The sequence below is a fragment of the candidate division TA06 bacterium genome (assembly GCA_016235665.1).
Taxonomy (GTDB): domain Bacteria; phylum Edwardsbacteria; class AC1; order AC1; family EtOH8; genus UBA5202.
In genome coordinates this window covers 296104-314968 of the sequence record JACRJI010000008.1, presented here as the reverse complement: position 1 = coordinate 314968, position 18865 = coordinate 296104, and the positions used below count along the sequence as shown (strand labels likewise).

At 51.8% G+C, this 18865-nt stretch carries 14 protein-coding genes; all 14 read left to right on the top strand.

What is annotated here, in order from left to right; all coding sequences use genetic code 11:
- Positions 1-4 precede the first annotated feature (4 nt).
- The 14 genes from HZA73_04090 to HZA73_04025 all read left to right on the top strand — a co-directional run bounded on the left by HZA73_04090 (position 5) and on the right by HZA73_04025 (position 18865).
- Positions 5-346 (top strand): roadblock/LC7 domain-containing protein, encoded by a 342-nt coding sequence (locus tag HZA73_04090; GenBank protein MBI5805206.1) that lies wholly within the window; start codon positions 5-7, stop codon positions 344-346.
- Positions 343-885 carry a roadblock/LC7 domain-containing protein gene (locus HZA73_04085; protein ID MBI5805205.1) on the top strand — a complete coding sequence of 181 codons (543 nt, stop codon included), beginning with the start codon at positions 343-345 and terminating at the stop codon, positions 883-885. Before HZA73_04090 ends, HZA73_04085 begins: the two co-directional genes overlap by 4 nt.
- 56 nt (positions 886-941) lie before the next feature.
- Positions 942-1535 carry a GTPase domain-containing protein gene (locus HZA73_04080; protein ID MBI5805204.1) on the top strand — a complete coding sequence of 198 codons (594 nt, stop codon included), beginning with the start codon at positions 942-944 and terminating at the stop codon, positions 1533-1535.
- 150 nt (positions 1536-1685) lie between these two features.
- Positions 1686-3080 carry a hypothetical protein gene (locus HZA73_04075; protein MBI5805203.1) on the top strand — a complete coding sequence of 465 codons (1395 nt, stop codon included), beginning with the start codon at positions 1686-1688 and terminating at the stop codon, positions 3078-3080.
- A 22-nt stretch (positions 3081-3102) separates the two neighbouring features.
- Entirely contained in the window at positions 3103-4710 is a 1608-nt protein-coding gene (locus HZA73_04070) for a tetratricopeptide repeat protein (protein MBI5805202.1), read from the top strand.
- The gene (locus HZA73_04065; GenBank protein MBI5805201.1) at positions 4707-5531 is read left to right on the top strand and encodes a protein-glutamate O-methyltransferase CheR; all 825 of its coding nucleotides are present in this window, start codon (positions 4707-4709) and stop codon (positions 5529-5531) included. Before HZA73_04070 ends, HZA73_04065 begins: the two co-directional genes overlap by 4 nt.
- Before the next feature lie 16 nt (positions 5532-5547).
- Entirely contained in the window at positions 5548-6042 is a 495-nt protein-coding gene (locus tag HZA73_04060) for a chemotaxis protein CheD (protein MBI5805200.1), read from the top strand.
- 124 nt (positions 6043-6166) lie between these two features.
- Entirely contained in the window at positions 6167-7960 is a 1794-nt protein-coding gene (locus HZA73_04055; protein MBI5805199.1) for a T9SS type A sorting domain-containing protein, read from the top strand.
- Positions 7961-9435: 1475 nt separating this feature from the next.
- Positions 9436-12180 (top strand): SMP-30/gluconolactonase/LRE family protein, encoded by a 2745-nt coding sequence (locus tag HZA73_04050; protein MBI5805198.1) that lies wholly within the window; start codon positions 9436-9438, stop codon positions 12178-12180.
- A gap of 48 nt (positions 12181-12228) precedes the next feature.
- The gene (locus HZA73_04045; protein ID MBI5805197.1) at positions 12229-13275 is read left to right on the top strand and encodes a chemotaxis response regulator protein-glutamate methylesterase; all 1047 of its coding nucleotides are present in this window, start codon (positions 12229-12231) and stop codon (positions 13273-13275) included.
- Positions 13276-13678: 403 nt separating this feature from the next.
- Entirely contained in the window at positions 13679-14533 is an 855-nt protein-coding gene (locus HZA73_04040; GenBank protein ID MBI5805196.1) for a tetratricopeptide repeat protein, read from the top strand.
- A 2-nt stretch (positions 14534-14535) separates the two neighbouring features.
- On the top strand, positions 14536-14964 hold the full coding sequence (locus tag HZA73_04035) for a chemotaxis protein CheW (protein ID MBI5805195.1): 429 nt from the start codon (positions 14536-14538) through the stop codon (positions 14962-14964).
- 92 nt (positions 14965-15056) lie between these two features.
- Positions 15057-17102, top strand: coding sequence for a methyl-accepting chemotaxis protein (locus HZA73_04030; protein MBI5805194.1), 2046 nt, complete (start codon positions 15057-15059; stop codon positions 17100-17102).
- Positions 17099-18865 (top strand): hypothetical protein, encoded by a 1767-nt coding sequence (locus tag HZA73_04025; GenBank protein ID MBI5805193.1) that lies wholly within the window; start codon positions 17099-17101, stop codon positions 18863-18865. Before HZA73_04030 ends, HZA73_04025 begins: the two co-directional genes overlap by 4 nt.

The window sequence follows — 18865 nt, the reverse complement described above, 5'->3', positions numbered from 1 at the left end:
AATCATGAAAGAAATACTCAATCAAATAAACGAGATCTCAGGGGTCAAAGGCAGCCTGGTGGTGGATAACGAAGGTCTGGTAGTGGTCTCCAACCTGATGTCGGGAATGGAGGAGCGGACCATCAGCGCCATGGTGGCCGGGATCTATCAGGAGATAATCAAGGCCCTCCGGCCGGAGCAGGGATCGGAGCTTTCCGGGGTGCAGCTTTCGGCCAGCGAAGGCAGCATCATATTCCTTTGCGCTCCGGAATGCATCCTGACGGTGATAACCGAGCCCGGGGCCAACATCGGACTGGTGTCCATTAAGATGAAAGCCAGCCTGGAACGTTTGATGAAGATATTATGACCAATCTCCAGTTCGTTATATCGGAAGAGATCACCGTGGCAGTGGAACGGGAGATGGCCCTGTACATCAAAGCTTCCCGGGCCAAATGCGCCGTTCTGTTGTCCAAGAACGGCCACCTGATCAGCCAGTCGGGCTACGTGACAGATTTTAACCTGCAGTCTATCTCGGCCCTGATCGGCGGCATCTTTTCCTCCACTCAGGCCCTGGCCCGTCTGGTGAAGGAGGAAAAGTTCAAAGTGATGTTTCAGGAGGGATCCAAGTGGAACGTATATTTCTGCCTGGTGGCCGAACATTTCATCCTGGCCACCATCTTTGATAAATCAACGGTGGTGGGTATGATCCGCCATGCCGCCGCCGAAACCGAAAAAGCGCTGGCTCCTCATCTGGAAAAGACCCTGAGCGGCGAAGGCGACAGCACCCCGCTGGCGGAAGAAGAGTCCCCGGGAATGCCGTCCATCCAGGCCCGGGAAAGCCAGGGGATAGAGCTGCCCGATCTGAATCAGGAAGTGGAAGATGCCCTGTCCAAGCTGTTTTCGTAACCCGGATATTAATGCGCTGTAATCAGAAAAATAAATCAAATCATTCATAGCAATCCATGTCTTTAATCAACTATTCATCCAAAGAGATCACCTGCAAGATCGTCTATTACGGGCCGGGACGCTGCGGCAAGACCTCCAATCTCCAGTATATCTACGGGAAGATCCCGGACGAGAAGCGGAGTTCCATGGTCAGTCTGGCCACTGAAAAGGACCGCACCCTGTTCTTTGATTTCCTGCCGCTGGAACTGGGGACCATCGCCGGGTATAAGACCAGGGTCCAGCTTTACACCGTACCCGGGCAGGTGTTTTACAACTCCACCCGCAAATTAGTGCTGCAGGGCTCGGACGGTGTGGTGTTCGTAGCCGATTCCCAGGTCGATCAGTGGCAGGAGAACCAGGACAGCCTGCAGAACCTGAGGGACAACCTGGCCGGCCTGGGCATGGACCTTTACAAGATACCGATGGTGATGCAGTACAATAAACGGGACCTGCCCAACATCATGTCGGTGGCCGACCTGAACACCGGGCTGAACTTCAGGCGGGCCCATTACTTTGAAGCCGTCGCCACCACCGGGGTGGGGGTTTTTGATACTTTAAAGACCGTCAGCGCTTTGGTGTTGCAGTCGCTTTCGGCCAAATACAAAAAGTAGACAAGGTTTCCGGAACTATCAACTATTATGAACCCCCGCCTTTGCTGAAGCTACGGCAGGCAGGCATGAATCCAGGAAACACCAAGAAATACGTCCGCATAATGTTAAACCAGTGACCGCTTAAATTGAAATCCGACAATAAAAAACCCAATGGAACAAAACACCCCTGAAATAGTAAAGACCAACTACGTCTTTCACAACTTCTTTACCGGGCCCAACAACCGCCTGGCGTTTTCGGCTGCCCTTAAGGTATCCGAGGAGCCGGGAAGGATATACAATCCCCTGGTGATCTACGGCGGGGTGGGGTTGGGAAAGACCCATCTGCTGCATGCGGTGGGCAATGCCGTGGCCCTTTCCCACCCGGAATACAAGATCGAGATGCTGGCCGGAAGCCAGCTGGTGGTGGGTGACCTGGCCCGGGCCGAAAAGGCAGACCTGCTGCTGTTTGACGATCTCCATCTGGGACTGCACCAGCGCGATGTCCAGGTGCGGCTGCTGCCGCTGTTCGACCGGATGATCGGTTCGGGCCGTCAGATCATCATCACCACCGACACTCATCCCCAGAAAATTGAGGCGCTGGATCCCAAACTGCTGTCCCGGATGCTGGGCGGAGTGTTTGCGGCATTAAAGGAGATCGAGCTCCGGGAAAAAGGGCTGATCCTTTTCAAGAAGGCCGAAGCCCGGGGGCAAAAACTACCGGAGGACGTCCTGCAGTTGATCGCTTCCCGGGTCTCTTCCAACGTCCGTGAGCTAGAGGGTGCCCTGAACCGGGTGCTGCTGTATTCCTCGCTGATGGAGGGTCCGGTCACCAAAGAGACGGTGGATGAAGCTTTGCCTCAGGCGGTTGCTGCCGAGGTTCACCCGGAGCCGGCAGCGGAAGCGATCCCGGATCCGTCGTCAGCCAAGCCGGAAGGAGAGTTCGGGGCCTTTGTTTCCGGGCTGGATGACCGGATGCTGATTATGTTGTCAGAACAGCAGGATACCGAAAAGATCCGGCGGGAATACAAGGAGAAGATCTACATCTGGAAGATGAAGGGATTTAATACCGCTTCGGTGGAACTATCATTGGATCAGGATATTTCGATCTTATCTTTGGAATACGATAAATATACCGCCAATGTGGAAAAGCTGATAGACCTGCAGCAGCAGTTCGGGCAGATGGCGGGCCAGTCCACTACCGAAGAAATGACCCGGATAGAGTCGGTGTTGTTTGATCCGGAACAGACTGATAAACTTGAACAACTGGTTAAAAGCCTTTCCCAAAGGTTAAGCGGCGGAAAGACCGCAACAACGGCGCCTATGGAAACTGTCCAGGAAACTCCGGCCCCGGATATCCCCTTGCCAGAAATTCCGGTAATGCCGGCCTTGTCAGCGGAACCAGAAACCCAGTTGCTTACCGCTCCGGAGATCAAAACAGAATCCCCGAACGTAAACCTGCCGGAACCAGCAATCCAAGCAAAATCTGATGACATACTGGCGGAAAAGACTGGAACCATTGAAGAAAACTGGCCCTGGGTTGAAGACAGGCTAATGGAAGAATTTTAATTCATTATTTTTGATCTGACAAATGGCCATTAAAGGATCCTTTAAGGAAATAAGCCTGCCCGATGTGCTTCAGCTTCTGTCGGTGGGACACAAGACCGGATGTTTGAAGGTCACTGACGGCAAGAATTTCGGAAGCATATTTTTCAACGACGGAAAGATATGTTACAGCAATCTGTTGAACCGGCCCGACCGGTTAGGCGACCGTTTGCTGTCCCGGGGTTTAATCACCAATTCCCAGCTGGAGGAGGCCCTGAAACATCAGCAAGCTGATACGGATGGCCGCCGGTTAGGCGGCATCCTGATCCATTTGGGGCTGCTGACCAAACAGGACCTGGAATCCGATGTTTCCCGGCAGATTGCTGATGCCATATTTTATCTGCTGCGCTGGGAAGAGGGGGATTTCTTTTTTGAACCGGACACCCTGCCCACCGAGGAGACCATTACAGTATCACTGGATGTCCTGAATCTGCTGCTGGAAGAGGCCCGCCGGATCGACGAATGGAAAAATCTGGAAGCCAAACTGCCGGGGACCCAGATAATTCTGGAAAGGCTTATTTTAGAAGGCTCCCAGCAGGTGGAGATGGAGCTGAACGAGGAAGAGCGCCAGGTGATGCAGCTGATAGATGGCCGCCGCACCATGGGCGAGGTAATGGAGGCTTCTTCGCTGGGAGAATTCCTGACCTCCAAGGTCATTTACGGTTTGCTGCGGGCGGGACTGGTCAAACGGGGCAACGAAAGGGCCCGGACCGCTGCCGGAACCGGGAGCGGGGCGGTTGATGAACACCGCAACCTGGGGATCGCCTTTTACAAGACCCAGATGTACGAAGAGGCTTACCGGGAATACCGGAGGATAGTGGAGATCAAACCAGATGAGGCCGATGCCCGTTTCTATCTGGGCCTGATCCATTTCCGTAAGGCGGAGTACGCCGAGGCCGCCACCGAATTCCTGGAGACCATTGCCATTGAACCCCAAAAAGCCTGCAGTTACAATAATCTGGGGCTGGCCCTGGAAGCCATGGGGGAATACGATGATGCCGTCCGTCAGTATAAAAAAGCTTTAGAGATGGACCCGGGAAGCCTGACCCCAAAACTCAATCTGGCCCATCTGGCCTGCCGCAAAAAAGAGTGGAGCTCTGCCCGGGATCAGTTGTTGTCGCTGGAACAGCAGGGAAAGAAAACCCTGTTGGGAAGTTTTCTGCTGGGCCTGGCAGCCTATCGCAGCAGCCAATGGGATCAAGCCATAGAACACTGGCAGGAGTGCTCCCAAGGCGGACGGATCAACCCGTCATCCGAGAACAATATTGCCGCTCTCTGGCAGGCCCGGGGCCAGGTGGAAGAGGCGGAACGCCACTACCAGGCCGCGCTCAAGGTCTCCCCGGAAAACAGAACTCTGCTTCAAAATCTTTCAGAGCTTTATTACCGCAACAGCCTCTGGGCCCAGGCGGTGGAAGTGCTTTCCCGGGTGGCCGGCATGGGGCTGGCGGATGTCCAGCAGCTTTACAAGCTGGGAAATCTTTGCCTTAAACAGGGGCAAAAGGACAATGCGGTGAAATGGTGGAAAAAAGCTCTGGAGCTGGATCCATCAAACCAGATGATCAGGCGCAATCTTGATCTGGCCGAAAAAAGATGATGTTCAAAGACGCCATCACTGATCCCCAGTTGATGGAACTGGCCAAAATGATAAACGCCGATACCGGCTTTGACATTTTGCAATACAAGGAACGGCCGTTAAAAAGGCGGCTGGCCGTCCGGCTGAGAGCCTGCCAGCTTAGCACATATCCGGAATATGCCCGGAGGCTGGCTCAGGATAAGTCCGAGTACCCAAAATTACTGGATGCCCTGACCATCAACGTCACCAATTTTTACCGCAACCCCGAGACTTTTAAGGCGATATCAGCCAGGGTTATGCCTTTGCTGGCTGGCCAAGCAGACCAGAACAGTCCCCTTACCATCTGGAGCGCCGGATGCTCTTCGGGAGAAGAGCCCTACAGCCTGGCCATTTTGTGGCGGGAGTTCTCAGGAGGAAGCGGCATAAACCGCCCCTGCCGGATCATTGCCACCGATATTGACCGGCAAAGCATGGAGAAGGCCCGGCAGGGTATTTATGACCAGAACAGCATGAATGAGATCCCTTCCGAACTGATAAAAAAATACTTCAAACAGAATTCAAAGAATTATCATTTGGACGACGGCATCAAGCGAATGGTGGAATACCGGCATTTTGATCTGCTGGAACCATCAGTCTTTTCCGGCCTGGACCTGATATTATGCCGCAATGTGCTGATCTACTTTTCCCGTCAGGCCCAGGAGTTCATCTTCGATAGTTTCAAAAAAAGCCTGCGTCCCGGAGGTTTCCTGGTGCTGGGCAAAGTGGAAACGCTTTTCGGAACAGTTAAAGAATCTTTTACCCCTTTTGATCCCAAGGAACGTATATATCAGCTTAACGGCTAAATACGGTTTAAAATAATTGTCCAACGAAGTAATAGTAAAAATTGCCGACTTAAGGGTGGAGCGGGAGCCAGCCATCATCACCACCCATGGTCTTGGTTCCTGCCTGGCCATAATATTGTACGATCCGGAGGCCAGGATCGGGGGACTGGCCCATGTAATGCTTCCGTCGCCTGAGATGAGCCGGCTTAAGGCCCAGCCGGGCAAGTGCCCCCAGACAGCAATAGAACAGATGCTGCTGGAGATGGAGGGACTGGGCTGTCAGCGCTTCAGGATCAGGGCCAAACTGGCCGGCGGGGCCACTATGTTCGCCGGACTTTTATTGAACCGCAGGGACGGCGGGGTCAACATCGGCCAGCGGAACGCCCAGGAGGCCAAAAGGGTGCTTAACTCCCTGAACATTCCAATAACGGCCGAGGATACCGGAGGAGATTACGGCCGCTCGGTGGAATTCATACTTTCCACGGGAACGGTGCTGGTACGGTCGTTCAAGGCGGGGCTTAAGGAGATATGACGTAATGATCGTGTCTACATGTTTCGGACTTTAGTTAATCTTGGATACAATAAAAATGAAATGGATTTAAAAGGATTTTTACGTTAAGAATCTTTGTTTAAAAGTAATGCGATAAGAGAAGAAAATGAAAAAGATATTTTTGTTGCTTGCAGCAGCGTTGCTTTACGTCACGGCAATTGCCCAGCCTGTTGCCCGGGTATTTGCCCACGACCAGCGGGAGGACCATGCCCGGCCAAAAGACGGCCTAACATTTCGCCCTTCGGCAGGCTCAGGGCTTTGTTCAGTGCCGGTCCCCGAATCCTCTTCGCAGCGGGGAGGGGTCAAATCCCCTAGCTGGCAGCCTAACGGTATACGGGTGGTAAACGTGGGTTTTCCGGAGCAAGCCCGGATCTGCACGGACGGAAAAAGCGGGGCCATAATCTGCTGGCAGGAACAATACCGGTTAGGCGGCAGCGACACGGATTATGACATATACGCCCAGCGGGTGGACAGCGGGGGCAATATGGTGTGGCAGACAGACGGAGTTCCGGTATGCAGTTTGACCAACAGCGAAGCGTGGTTTGCCGATATAGTAAGCGACGGAGCCGGTGGAGCGATCATATCCTGGGAGGAATGGGGCCGTGACGGCACGGGATATCCTCATATATACGCCCAAAGGTTGGACAGCCTGGGCAACCGGGTGTGGCCGGAGAACGGGATAACTGTATGCAGCCTACCCTCGGCCTATGTGAACATGTGCGCCGACGGGAGGAACGGGGCGGTGATGGCCTGGCAGGATGAAAGGGATGTGGGAACGACCAGCGACGACATATATGCCCAGCGGGTGGATGCCAATGGTAACATATTGTGGCAGGCTGACGGAGTGCCGGTATGCACGGCGGATGATTTACAGCTTGACCCATTAGTATGTGTTAACAATAAAGGCTCAACAGCGATAACTTGGTGGGAAGATTACCGTAATAGGAACACTACGGGGAAAGATATATATGCCCAATTATTGGATTCGTTGGGTAACATTAGATGGATAGCGGATGGAATATCAGTTTGTGTGAGAGATAGTATACAACTAGCCAACAACCCAGTGCCAAATAATATTGGCGGGGCGTACATCGGTTGGTATGATTTTCTTGTTGACGGGAAAACATACGTTCAATCGTTTGACAGCAATGGAGTCAAGCAATGGGATAGCGTGGGGGTTTTTACTGGCAGGTACGGTTCTGGTGGATGGGATGTTTTATGTGCAAATGACGATAATGGTTTTATTATTGTTAATCTTGATACTGCACAAAGTTTCGATGTAACAGCAACACCCCTATGGAGTAATGGTAGTGAGGTCTTTAATTTCTTTCCTGGTGGGGATTATAATATAAGTAAAGATGATTCTGGTGATGTGTTAATAGTTGCTGGCCAGACAAGGCTTTATTCACAGCGTTTAACAAATGAAGGTTTAGCATATTGGGGTGCTACGGGTGTCACTGTAGACAGTGTATCAACTGCTTCCGATAGGTACCCTAAGGTATGCAGTGATCTTTCAGGTGGTTTAGTATGCGCTTGGGAAGAGTTTTATATATACGCACAGAGGATATATGCCGATGGGACGCCGGGTGGAGTGGAGGGAGAGCCAACAGAAAATGCAAAAGGTAAAGTGCAAAAAATAAAATTATGGCCAAATCCGTTTTATGCTTTGGCAAATATCCAGTATTCTTTGGATAAAACCCAACATGTTTCTTTAAATATTTATAATATTACCGGGCAAAGAGTAAAAACATTAATCAATGGCAAACAGAATGCGGGAATATACAATTTAACATGGAGTGGGACCAATGAGCAAGGGCAGCGATTATCCAATGGCGTCTATTTTATCTGTCAAAAAACAGAAGACATTACACAAACCCAAAAAATATCGTTAATAAGGTAAAGGGACCCGTTATGAATAAGAAAATACCTCTCTTAACGATAGTATTGTTTGGTATCGTTGCTTTTTGCAATGCTCAGGATTCAACTTTCTATTTAAGCGCTTGGGGCTTTTACCGCCCGGGTTTGGAACAGTATTTTAGCGTAAAAGATGAATCTGATAATTTAACGCTACTTGGTGTGAATGCCATAGAACAAGACGTTCACGATCCGGTATTTCACCCCAAAACAGGCCAACCTTTCGGCGAAAACGGCTGGCTGGATTCGCTTTGCGAACCCCAAAACGGCGCGTTTAAAATGTATATGGCCTTTGGCACAAGGCCTATCCTGGCAGGCGCACGCGTAAGCGAACTATTTTATAACTGGGGTTTAGATACCAGCAACGTGCCGGTTGCCTGGGAAGATACCTTAAAACATCTGGCCGATACCATAATACAGACATATAGGGATAAAAAGGGTTTTAAGGGCCTTATCATGGGATGGGAGGGCAATTATAACGATTCGCTGGGCGTTTCCCATTGGGAAAAATGGGACAACCGGATAAAATACATGAAATATTTTTCCCAATACTGGGACAGCAGGGCCCCGGTTAATTTAAAAAGAAGCAACCTGTTTTTCTTTTGCATTAAAGCCTGGAATCAAGCTGAAGTGCCGTTTGCAAGATTCGTCCAGGACTTTTGCGATGAGAATAACTATTGCCATTTGGGCGTCATGGAAAACGACATGTATTTTAACTATGCGGGCCTTCCGTATTCCGGTCCGGTTTTCCAAAATACCCTGCAGGAATGGATGATTGACGGTTGCGACACCTGCTTTAAATATTTCGAAAAGGAGCACCCGGAGACCAAGTGGTATTCGAACATATACACTTCGCGTGAAGACGGTTATAATGATACGATGATCTGGCCCAGATACCGCTGGCCCACCCGAGAGGAAATAAGGGTTCAGGGCTGGCTGGCCATAAGCCGCGGAGCCAAAGGGATATCTGTGGCCCAATACCGTAGCGGCCGTCAGGATTGGGACAATCCGCATATTGAATATTTTGGCCCATTAGAAATAAATAGAGATCCACGAAGTAAAACTAAATACCCTGAGATTCAATACACAGATAGTGCTAGGTTTCGTGTTTTCGATTGGACTAAGGAATTATGCGATACCTTAAAAGTATTAGGCCCAACCCTAATGAACCTGCGTTGTTACGATCCTTGCCGGATAGACAAGATAAACAGCAGTTCAATAATTAAAGGCATTACATTTGACAGTTCTACGCCAACGGAGATCAGGGACATATATTACGAAAGCTCGCTCTTTTACGAAATAGGGGATTCAACCCAAAAATATTTAATGCTGGTAAACCGTCATTGTTTAAAAACGGACACAGCCACACTGATTGTAACCATAAATTATATGCCGTCGTTTGGCCAGCCCAATTCGTATTTTATTGTTGATGTCCTGAACAATAAAACCATAACCGGCCTCATGCCCGCAAGTAAAGACACCTGTTTTACGGTTAAGCTGTTGCCCGGCGGCGGCCGGTTACTGCGCATAGTGCCGTTTGCCTCGGCCCCAAAGATCAATAACGGGGCAATACATACAAATTTCAAATTTGCCGAAATAACGCCCAATGTAAGCACGCCTTTAAGCCAGGATTCCATTCAGGTAACCCAAAAATACTACGTAAAAACCCAGGCGGACACGGCAGCAAACCCGGATTACATAAGCTATTACTGGGCCGCGGATACTTCGGACTGGCTGCCTTACAGCGCTTCGTCCATAAAGTACCTGGAGAATTCAGTAGACAATAAGGCCAATATATTTGAGCTTCAGTTTAAGATCGGCGGAGGAAAGATACTGACCCCAAAATACTCCGCCCAGATATTATTCAACGATGTTCCCCCTGTGAATGGCGCTATCACGATCAACAACAACGCTAACTTCACGAACTCCCAAACTGTAAACGTGAAACTGTCTGGAACTGATCTGTTCCCCGGCTTATCCCAAATGCGCTTTGCCGAAAAACCGTTTGGCAGCGATTCCGGCTACGTAAATTTAGTCAAAAACGGCACATTTGCAGATACTGCAAATTGGACTTTAGACAACGCAGAATTTTACGATGGCTTTTTACATTTAAAAGGCGTTCATACCGGCCCAGGCCCTGCACAGATAGGGTCTTCGGCCAAACAGATCATACCCGGATCGGAAATCAACCCGCATCGCAACAAATTATTCCGGTTGTCGGACGATATCTATTCCCATGACGTCATATCCTCGTATAAATACGTGGATGTATTTTATGCCGACTCGCTTTTCCCCAATGGCGTAAGGCTTTTGGATAAGCCGATCGCTTCCACTCCGGAGGTAGTATGGAAGGCAAGCTCCGATACCTTTACCCTTAAAGTGGATACTGCCCGGTCCTTAGACAGAATTGAAATAAGCTATAATATCTTTGGCATCCAACTTCCGCCGCCGCCCCCTGATCCGGGAACATTATTCAACACCATCGCCGTTGATAATATTCGCCTGGAACCGGTGGAGTTGAAAACAGGGGCGTTGCCCGATAATGTGCCACAGAATACATATGTATTTGACGGGTGGGGCTATGCCGATACCAACTATCCCTTGTATTACAAGCTTTCTCCGGATGACGGCACAAAACGGGTTTATATGCAGTTGAAAGACCTGCCCGGCAACATCAGCAGCGAACCAGGCTGGTATGACGATATCATTCTGGATATGACCAAACCTGCGGTTAGTTTGGATATACCCCTTGATTTAAGTTATGTTAACGGGACCGTACCGGTTTGCGGATGGTCAGCCGACCAAAATTTCAAAGACTGGACCCTTGATTGCCAGCCATACGCAAGCGACAATTGGCAGGCATTATTCACTAACACAACGCATATAAACGTCAACGGACCGTATTACAGCATGCTGCTGTACTCCTGGAACACAGATATGCTTTCGGACGATATCTATATGCTCCGGTTTACGGCCAACGACCTGGCCGGAAATGCCAGAGCAGACACCCACTATGTGCAGGTGTTAACGGGGCCGGACCTGCCTGCCCAAGCCATCACTTCCGAGTTTGCCACCTTCAATAGCCTGCCGGTTGACGCCACCTGCGACAATTTCGGCAATATCTACGTAACCGACACTCAAGCCGACAAGATATGGAAGTTCTCACCGGAGGGCGATTCCCTGCTGTGTTTTGGGTATAAATACACCTGCCAGGATACCTTGGGCCTCAATCACCCAAAGGGAATTGCGGTTGATGATTCCGGCAATATCTGGATAACCGACTGCTACCAGTCCAAAGTAAAGAAATACGACGGACAGGGCAACTATTTAAGCGCCATAGGCAAATACGGCAATCAACAGGGCGAGTTCAACCAACCCACCGGAATTACGATCAGCGGCAACGAAATCTACGTGGTTGATCACTTGAATGGCAGGGTGCAGGTATTTAACAAAACCGGAGCATTTATTAGGCAATTTGGAAACAATTACTTAAATCAACCGGCCGGAATAGCCATCCGCAATAATGAGGCTGAAAAACTGGTTTATGTCTGTGATTCCCAAAATGACAGGGTTGCCATATTTGACACCACTGGGAATCTGGTAAATTCAATAGACAGCTTGGGCCTGGACAAACCTTGGGACATCTGTTTTGACAACAATAACAACCTGTACATTGCCGATGTTTACAACAACCGGGTAATAGAGCTTGACCCTTGGCACAACAAGTTATTGACCTTTGGCATCCAAGGCCAAGAAGCCGGACAGTTTAAGCTGCCGCAGGGCCTGGCAGTAAGCCCGGACGGCAAGTATCTCTACGTGGCCGACACCCACAACGACCGGTTACAGCGTTTTAAGATGTTTTTCGACATGGGAACGTTGGGCGGGGCTCAATTTGCCGGCAAAAGGCAAATTGCAAATTCAGCGCCCACGGTTTTTGGATTAAGCCAATGTTATCCCAACCCCTGCAAGCAGGCAACAAACATCAATTATCAGATCGCCCAGCCGGGTAATGTCCGCATAAAGATTTACAATACTCTGGGGCAGGTTGTGAAAACGCTGGTCAGCGAAAACCAGCAGCCCGGTTACTACTCAATCAATTGGGATGGCAGGGATGAATGTACCCGGCAAGTAGCTGCGGGGATTTACTTCTACAGGTTACAAGCCGGGTCATTCAGCAGCACCAAAAAGGCAGTAATGCTTCGATAACCTTACATTGATAATATGCCAATGACCATTAAGGGACTGACACAATAAATGACTAATAAAAAACCTATACGGGTACTGGTGGTAGACGATTCCGCTCTAATGCGGAAAATGGTGGGCGATATAATCTCCACTACACCGGGATTGGAACTGGCCGGAACCGCTAATGATGGGTTAGAATGTTTGGCTCAGGTAAAAAAACTCAAACCCGATGTGGTGACTCTGGACATCGAGATGCCGGTCATGGACGGGCTGAAGGCCCTGGCCCGTCTGATGAGCGAGACCCCGGTGGCTGTCCTGATGCTCTCTGCCCATGCGGTGGAAGGCGCGGAGGCAACCCTGCTGGCCCTGGAGCTGGGAGCGGTTGATTTCGTCACCAAACCTTCGGGCTCAATCTCGCTGGACATAGAAAAGGTCCGCCAGCAGCTGGTGGAAAAGATAACCGTGGCGGCCGGGGTGGACCTGGATAAATTAAGGAACCAGCGCCACAAGAAAGCCGAGCCGGCATCGGCCATTGCCCACTCCCCGGCCCACGGCCAGAAGATTGTGGCCATTGGCTCATCGACCGGCGGCACCAGGGCTTTGGCCGAGATCATTCCGAAACTTCCAGGAAATCTCAATGCCGGGTTGATACTGATCCAGCATATGCCGGTAGGCTTCACCAAATCCCTGGCGGAAAGGCTTTCCTCCCGCAGCCGGATCATGGTGCAGGAGGCCAAGGAGGGAGACATTGTCAAGCCCGGACTGGCGCTTTTGGTTCCGGCCGATTATCATTTGACAATTGATCCGTCCGGACAGAATATCCAGCTTAACCAGGATCCGCCCCGTTTCGGGGTGCGGCCCTCGGTGGATGTGACCATGGAATCATTGGCGGCCAGCGCCAAACTGCCGTTAGTGGGAGTGATATTAACCGGGATGGGGCATGACGGAGCCAAGGGAATGGCGGCCATTAAACGGCAGGGAGGGCATACCATTGCCGAGGACCGCAGCACCTGCGTGGTCTTTGGAATGCCGAAATCAGCAATTGAGACTGGGATGGTGGACCTGGTGTTGCCGCTGGACCAGATCCCCGGGGCCATAGTTTCGGCCTGTTCATAAAATGATTGATAATACTATTCATTGCCACGAGCTTTAGCTTATGGCTGAGGGATAAAAAATCTCTTGGGGTTTCAACCCCGGATGATTAATCCATACACCGATATAGGCATAGTAATCTCTTCCGCTTACGCTTAATGCCGGGCTTCTTCAAACGCCATAGCTTTAGCGGAAGCGCTTCGTTTCCTCTCTGGGGCTAAAGCCCATCGGGTTTCATAGATTGCCTGCCACGACCTGAGGCCTTCGCTGAAGCTACGGCCCCCAAGGGAAGGCAAACATATAGCATAAGCGAAAGGTCGTGGCTATAAGATTAACTCCGTTGGATAACCTATTCCATGGGGCTATCAAACGTATTATTTACAATCAAGGCCCGAATAGTAAAAACATTTGATAAGGGGATGCTGACATGCCGGTGCTGGAAGATATTGTCAAGGATTACCAAGGCAAGATCGCGGTCCTGAAGGAACGGCTTAAAGTTCCCGAGGCCAAGGGGCAGGAAGGGCAGATGGAGCGGGAGATCCGCGAGTTATACAAGGACATTGCCATAGCCTTGAAGCACCTGTTAAGTTTGCAGGATTCAGTCAAAACGCTGATCTCGGTCTACAAATCGGCCCCGGTCAGCGAGGACCAATCTAAGCTGATGATCCGCTCCTTTGTGGAGACCATGCGCACCGACAGCCTGGGGAGTTCCACCTATGTGGCCGAAGGCTGGAACCAGATCTGCAGCGGGGAATACGAAAAGGCCATCGGCTCGCTAAGCAATGCGGTCAAGCTGAATCCCACCGACACCAAGGCCATGGGTCTTTTGGGCTGGGCCTACAGTTATCAGGGGAATTATGACCAGGCTTTGGAGATCTGTCTTAAAGTTCTGCAGCTGGAGCCCAATAACGATGCGGTGCGCAACAACCTGGGATTCGTCTGCCTTAAAAAACAGATCTACGGCGAGGCCATCGAGCATTTCAGCCGGGTGCTTAAATCCGGCAAAGACCGGTCCGCGGTGCTTTACTCCCATTATTACATGGGGCTGGTCTATCTGGAGCGGCAGATGCTGGATGACGCCATATTCTTCTTCTCCAAGGCCACTGTGCTGGGGCCGAATCTGATAGAAGCCTACTACCACCTGGGGCAGGCTTATTACCATAAAAAGATGCCTGGGGCGGCCATCCGGGAATGGGAGAAATGCATCAAACTCTCGCCAGGCAACTGGTGGTCAAAGGAGGCTCAGGAGCAGATCGACACTTTGAAAAGCGAGGAAGCCTGAAAGTGGGCGAAACTGCCGGAAAAGCTCTGATAGTCCGCTCCGGAGCAGAGCTCTTTGCTTTGGAAATGACGGCGGTGCAGGAGGTGATCTATCACCCCGACATCACCGTCCTGCCCCGGGACAACGGTTTCATCACCGGAATGTGCCTCTGGCAGGACAAACAGGTGCCGGTAGCCGACCTGGGCTTGTTCCTGGGAAGCACGCAGCCGGTCCTCATCGGTGATCTGGTGATCACGGTCACTGCCGGAAAAGAGACCGGACTGTTGGTGGAGGAGATCGGACCCATAGTGGACATTCCACTTGCTTCCTTGATCTCGGTGGATAAGAATTTCATTCAGGACCAGGGAAAGGTACAGCAGGCTTTTGAGCATCAGGGGAAGCTGGTATTTATCATTGAGACTAAAACTTTAATAAAACAAGTGGCACAATAAGTTTATCCGGTGACATGATCCATGTCCTGAACTATAGACCCAGAATAGAAAACAAATTCATACAAGCCTAAAATCGCGGAGATTGATAAATTATGAACAACAGATCCAAATGGCAAAGCTTATACGCCTGGGCGGTAACTGTTCTGGGCCTGGGCTTGCTGTTCTATATGCTGAAAGGCGGGATCGGGGTACCGCTCTGGCTGATGCTGACACTTTTGGTGATAGGCACCGGATGCCAGTGGTTTACCGTGGCCCTGCCCGGCGGGGTGCATGTCTCGCTGGATCTGGTGATGGTCTACTTCACTTTTCTGGTCTGGGGTCCGGCTCCGGCGGCCCTGGTCATAGCCGTCAGCTCCATCTTCCACCAGATCAGGCGGAAAAAACCGTGGCAAAGGGTTTTCTTCATCGGGGGACAATTCGTATTGGCTGTATTTCTGATGTCCCAGGCCTTCATCCTGCTGCAGGGCAAGGGAGGCGGTGATGTTTTGGGATGGCTCAATATTCCGGTATTGATAGGGGTTTTGCTGGTCTACGTCATAGTCAATGATTTTATGGTGGGAAGCTACCATTTAATCACCGGTGACTTCGGCTGGCCGGAAACCATGAAAATGACCTGGGCCGACCTTAAGCTCAACCTGACCCTGGCCCCCGTCTCAATCCTGGCGGTATTCCTGTATTCCCGGCTGGGCTGGATAGGACTTCTGGCCATGCTGGTTCCGGCTGTGATAATCGGATGGTCGGTGATGACCCTCCTTAAGTCGCAGGAAAAAGAAAACAGCGTCAGCATTGAATCCAAACTGATCTCCAGTTTTGCCATCGTGCTTTTTTCCGCACTGACATTGGTTACCGGAATACTGTTGGTGACGATGTTCAACGTGCTGACCGGTTTTTTGCAGCAGGAAATGCTGGTAAGCGACCAAGCCCAGTTCTACGCCGAGATCATTACTCCTTTGTTCCAGAAAATGCTGACCAATGTGGTGGTTTTACTGTTGGTTACTTTTCTGATAGTCATCTTTTTGATCAGGAACATGATCCGCCGGATGGTTTCCCAGCCCATCGGCCAGCTGGGCAGCATGCTTAAGGACCTGGCCGAAAGCTCGGCCGATCTGACCCGCCGGGTGCAGTATTCGGCCAATGATGAAATAGGCAGGCTGGGCATGCATTTCAACAGTTTTGCCGCCAGACTGGAAGAGCTGGTCAGGATAGTGATGAACACCGCCAACAACGTGGCCGCCACTTCCGAGGAACTGGCAGCCTCCACTCAGGAGATGAGCGCCTCCCAGCAGGAGATCTCCGCCACCCTGCAGAGGGTCTCACAGGGCTCAGTCACCCAGGTTTCGTCGGTCAAGGAGACCAAGGACGCCATCAACGAAATATCTTCCTCGGTTGATGAGGTCAATTTAAGCGCCCAGGAAGCAGCCAAATCGGCCAGCCAGGCTTTGGGTATGGCCTCGGAGGGCGAGAAGGCCATGACCGCCATCACTGAGCAGATGGGCAAGATCGACGACACCATGACCAGGCTGTCGTTCGTGATCGGGGGGCTGGAGAAGAAGACCGGTGAGATCAGCCAGATCACAGAACTGATCTCGGCCGTGGCCTGGCGCACCAATCTGCTGGCCCTGAACGCGGCCATCGAGGCGGCCCGGGCCGGCGAATCGGGCCGGGGTTTTGCGGTGGTGGCCGGCGAGGTTAAAAAGCTGGCCGAACGCACAGCCTCCGCCACCAAGCAGATAGATGGACTGATCAAGGAGATCCAGTCCGAGACCATTCAGACCGTCAACGCCATGCGGGAGGGCTTGGTGGAAGTGGGCAGCGGCAAACAACTGGCTGAGAACGGGAACAAGGCATTCTTCCAGATCATCGAGACGGTGAAAAATTCATCCGAGGGATCGCTGAAGATATCCCAGACCACCGAAGGACAGGTGGAGGGGGCCAAGAGGATAGTGCTGGCCATAGAGCAAGTGGAGGCGGTGGCAGAGGAAACGGCTTCCGGCATGGAACAGACCGCGGCCGCCCACCAGGAGCAGATGGCTTCAATGCAGGAGATGACCGCCAGCGCCCAGGAACTTGCCCGGTCGGCCGAGGAGATGAAACGTCTGGTAGGAAACTTTACTGTTAAGGAGGGCCAGGGAAAATGATGCCGGAGAAAAAACTAAAGCTGGCCCTGGCCCTGCCGGATCTGCTGGCCTTGCTTTTCGGTGTGCCCTTTTTGATGTATTTCGTCAGCAAGGTGGCGGCCTTTCCCCCGCAGGCCAACCGGGTGATGCTGTGGAGCGGGATCCCCATCTCGCTGGCGCTGGCCGGACTGACCCAGCTCTGGAACCGGAAACGATTAAAAACCGTCACGGAATTTTTGTCAGATCCTTTGTCCAGTCCCCAGACCGCTACCGAGGCCTTTAAGGCGGCCCTTGATTTTCCCCTGGTTTCGGCCCTGCATATGGCGGTCAACTTTATAATTGCAGTTCCGGTGATCTGGCTGATTGTGGCCCTGCTGGCCCAGGCCACCAGTTTCTGGTACATCTTGCTTTATTCGGTGGTTACTGCCCTGGTACTGGGGGCATTGATTTTTCTGATGGAAGAATTTTTACTTAAGGACATTGTCGTCAGGCTGGCCATGCTTCATCTGGGGCGCCAGTCCGAGGTTATCAAAAAAACCTACCGGATATCCCTGACCTACCGGCTGATAACCCTGTTTCTGGTGGTGATGCTGCTGTCTCTTTCTTTCGGCGTGATGATGGGGCGGCTGAACCAGATGACCCTGATCGCTCTGATAGGATTGGCGGCCACCCTGATCATTGCTTATCTGGCTTCAAGGAACATTACCGGAGTGATAGATTCTCTGGTGCAAGCCTTGTCCGAGATCAGCGGCGAAAACCGGGGATTGGGCCGACATCTTCCGCTGCTGGCCAACAACGAGCTGGGCGATCTTTGTCACCAGTACAATCAGTTCGTTAAACTGCTGGACCATCTGGTAAGCGACATAGAAAAGGTGGCGGCCGAGGTGGCGGCCAGCGCCCAGGAACTGGCATCCTCCTCCCAGCAGATGAACGCCTCGGGGCAGGAGATCTCTTCCACCATTCAGCAGATATCCAAAGGAGCCACCGTTCAGTCGGAACGGCTGACCTCGGTGGCCAAGTCATTGCAGGATTTTTCCGAAGCCGCCAAGCGGATAGATTCACAGGTCAGGATGACCACGGTCTCATCCCAAAGGGCGGTGGATTCATCCCAGCAGGGGGCGGCCAAAACATCGGAGGCGGTCCAGAAAATAGCTGAGATATACCAATCGGCCGATCAGACCAGCCAGAAGGTGGTCAAATTGCAGCAAAAATCCAAGGAGATAGGCGGGGTGGCGGCCTTGGTCTCCAACCTGGCCCAGCAGATAGATTTTCTGGCCCTGAATGCCGCCATCGAAGCAGCCCGGGCCGGTGAGGCCGGCAAGGGATTCTCCGTGGTGGCCGACGAGATCCGCTCGCTGGCGGTGGAGGCCGGGAATTCCGCCCAGCAGGCTTCTTCCCTGATCCGCGACATCGAGGCCGAGATATCCAGAACGGTGGAGGTGATCGCCCAGACCCAGCAGTCAATAGAAAACAGTCGGACCAGCGTGGATCAGACCGAGCAGGCTCTCAAGGTCATCAACAGCACGGTAACGGTGGCCGGTACCATGGTCAAGCAGATCTCGGAATCCAGCCGGGCCCAGACCAAAAGCGCCGGACAGGTAGTGCAGCTGGCCTCGGAAGTATCAGCCATAGCCATCGAGACCGCGGCCTCCACCCAAGAAGTGGCGGCAGCTGTGGAGCAGCAGACCGCTTCCATGGAAGAACTTTCGGCGGTAGCCCAGACACTTTCCCATACCGCCGTTAAAATGAACAATTTGGTGGGCAGATTCAAATCGTCAAAATGA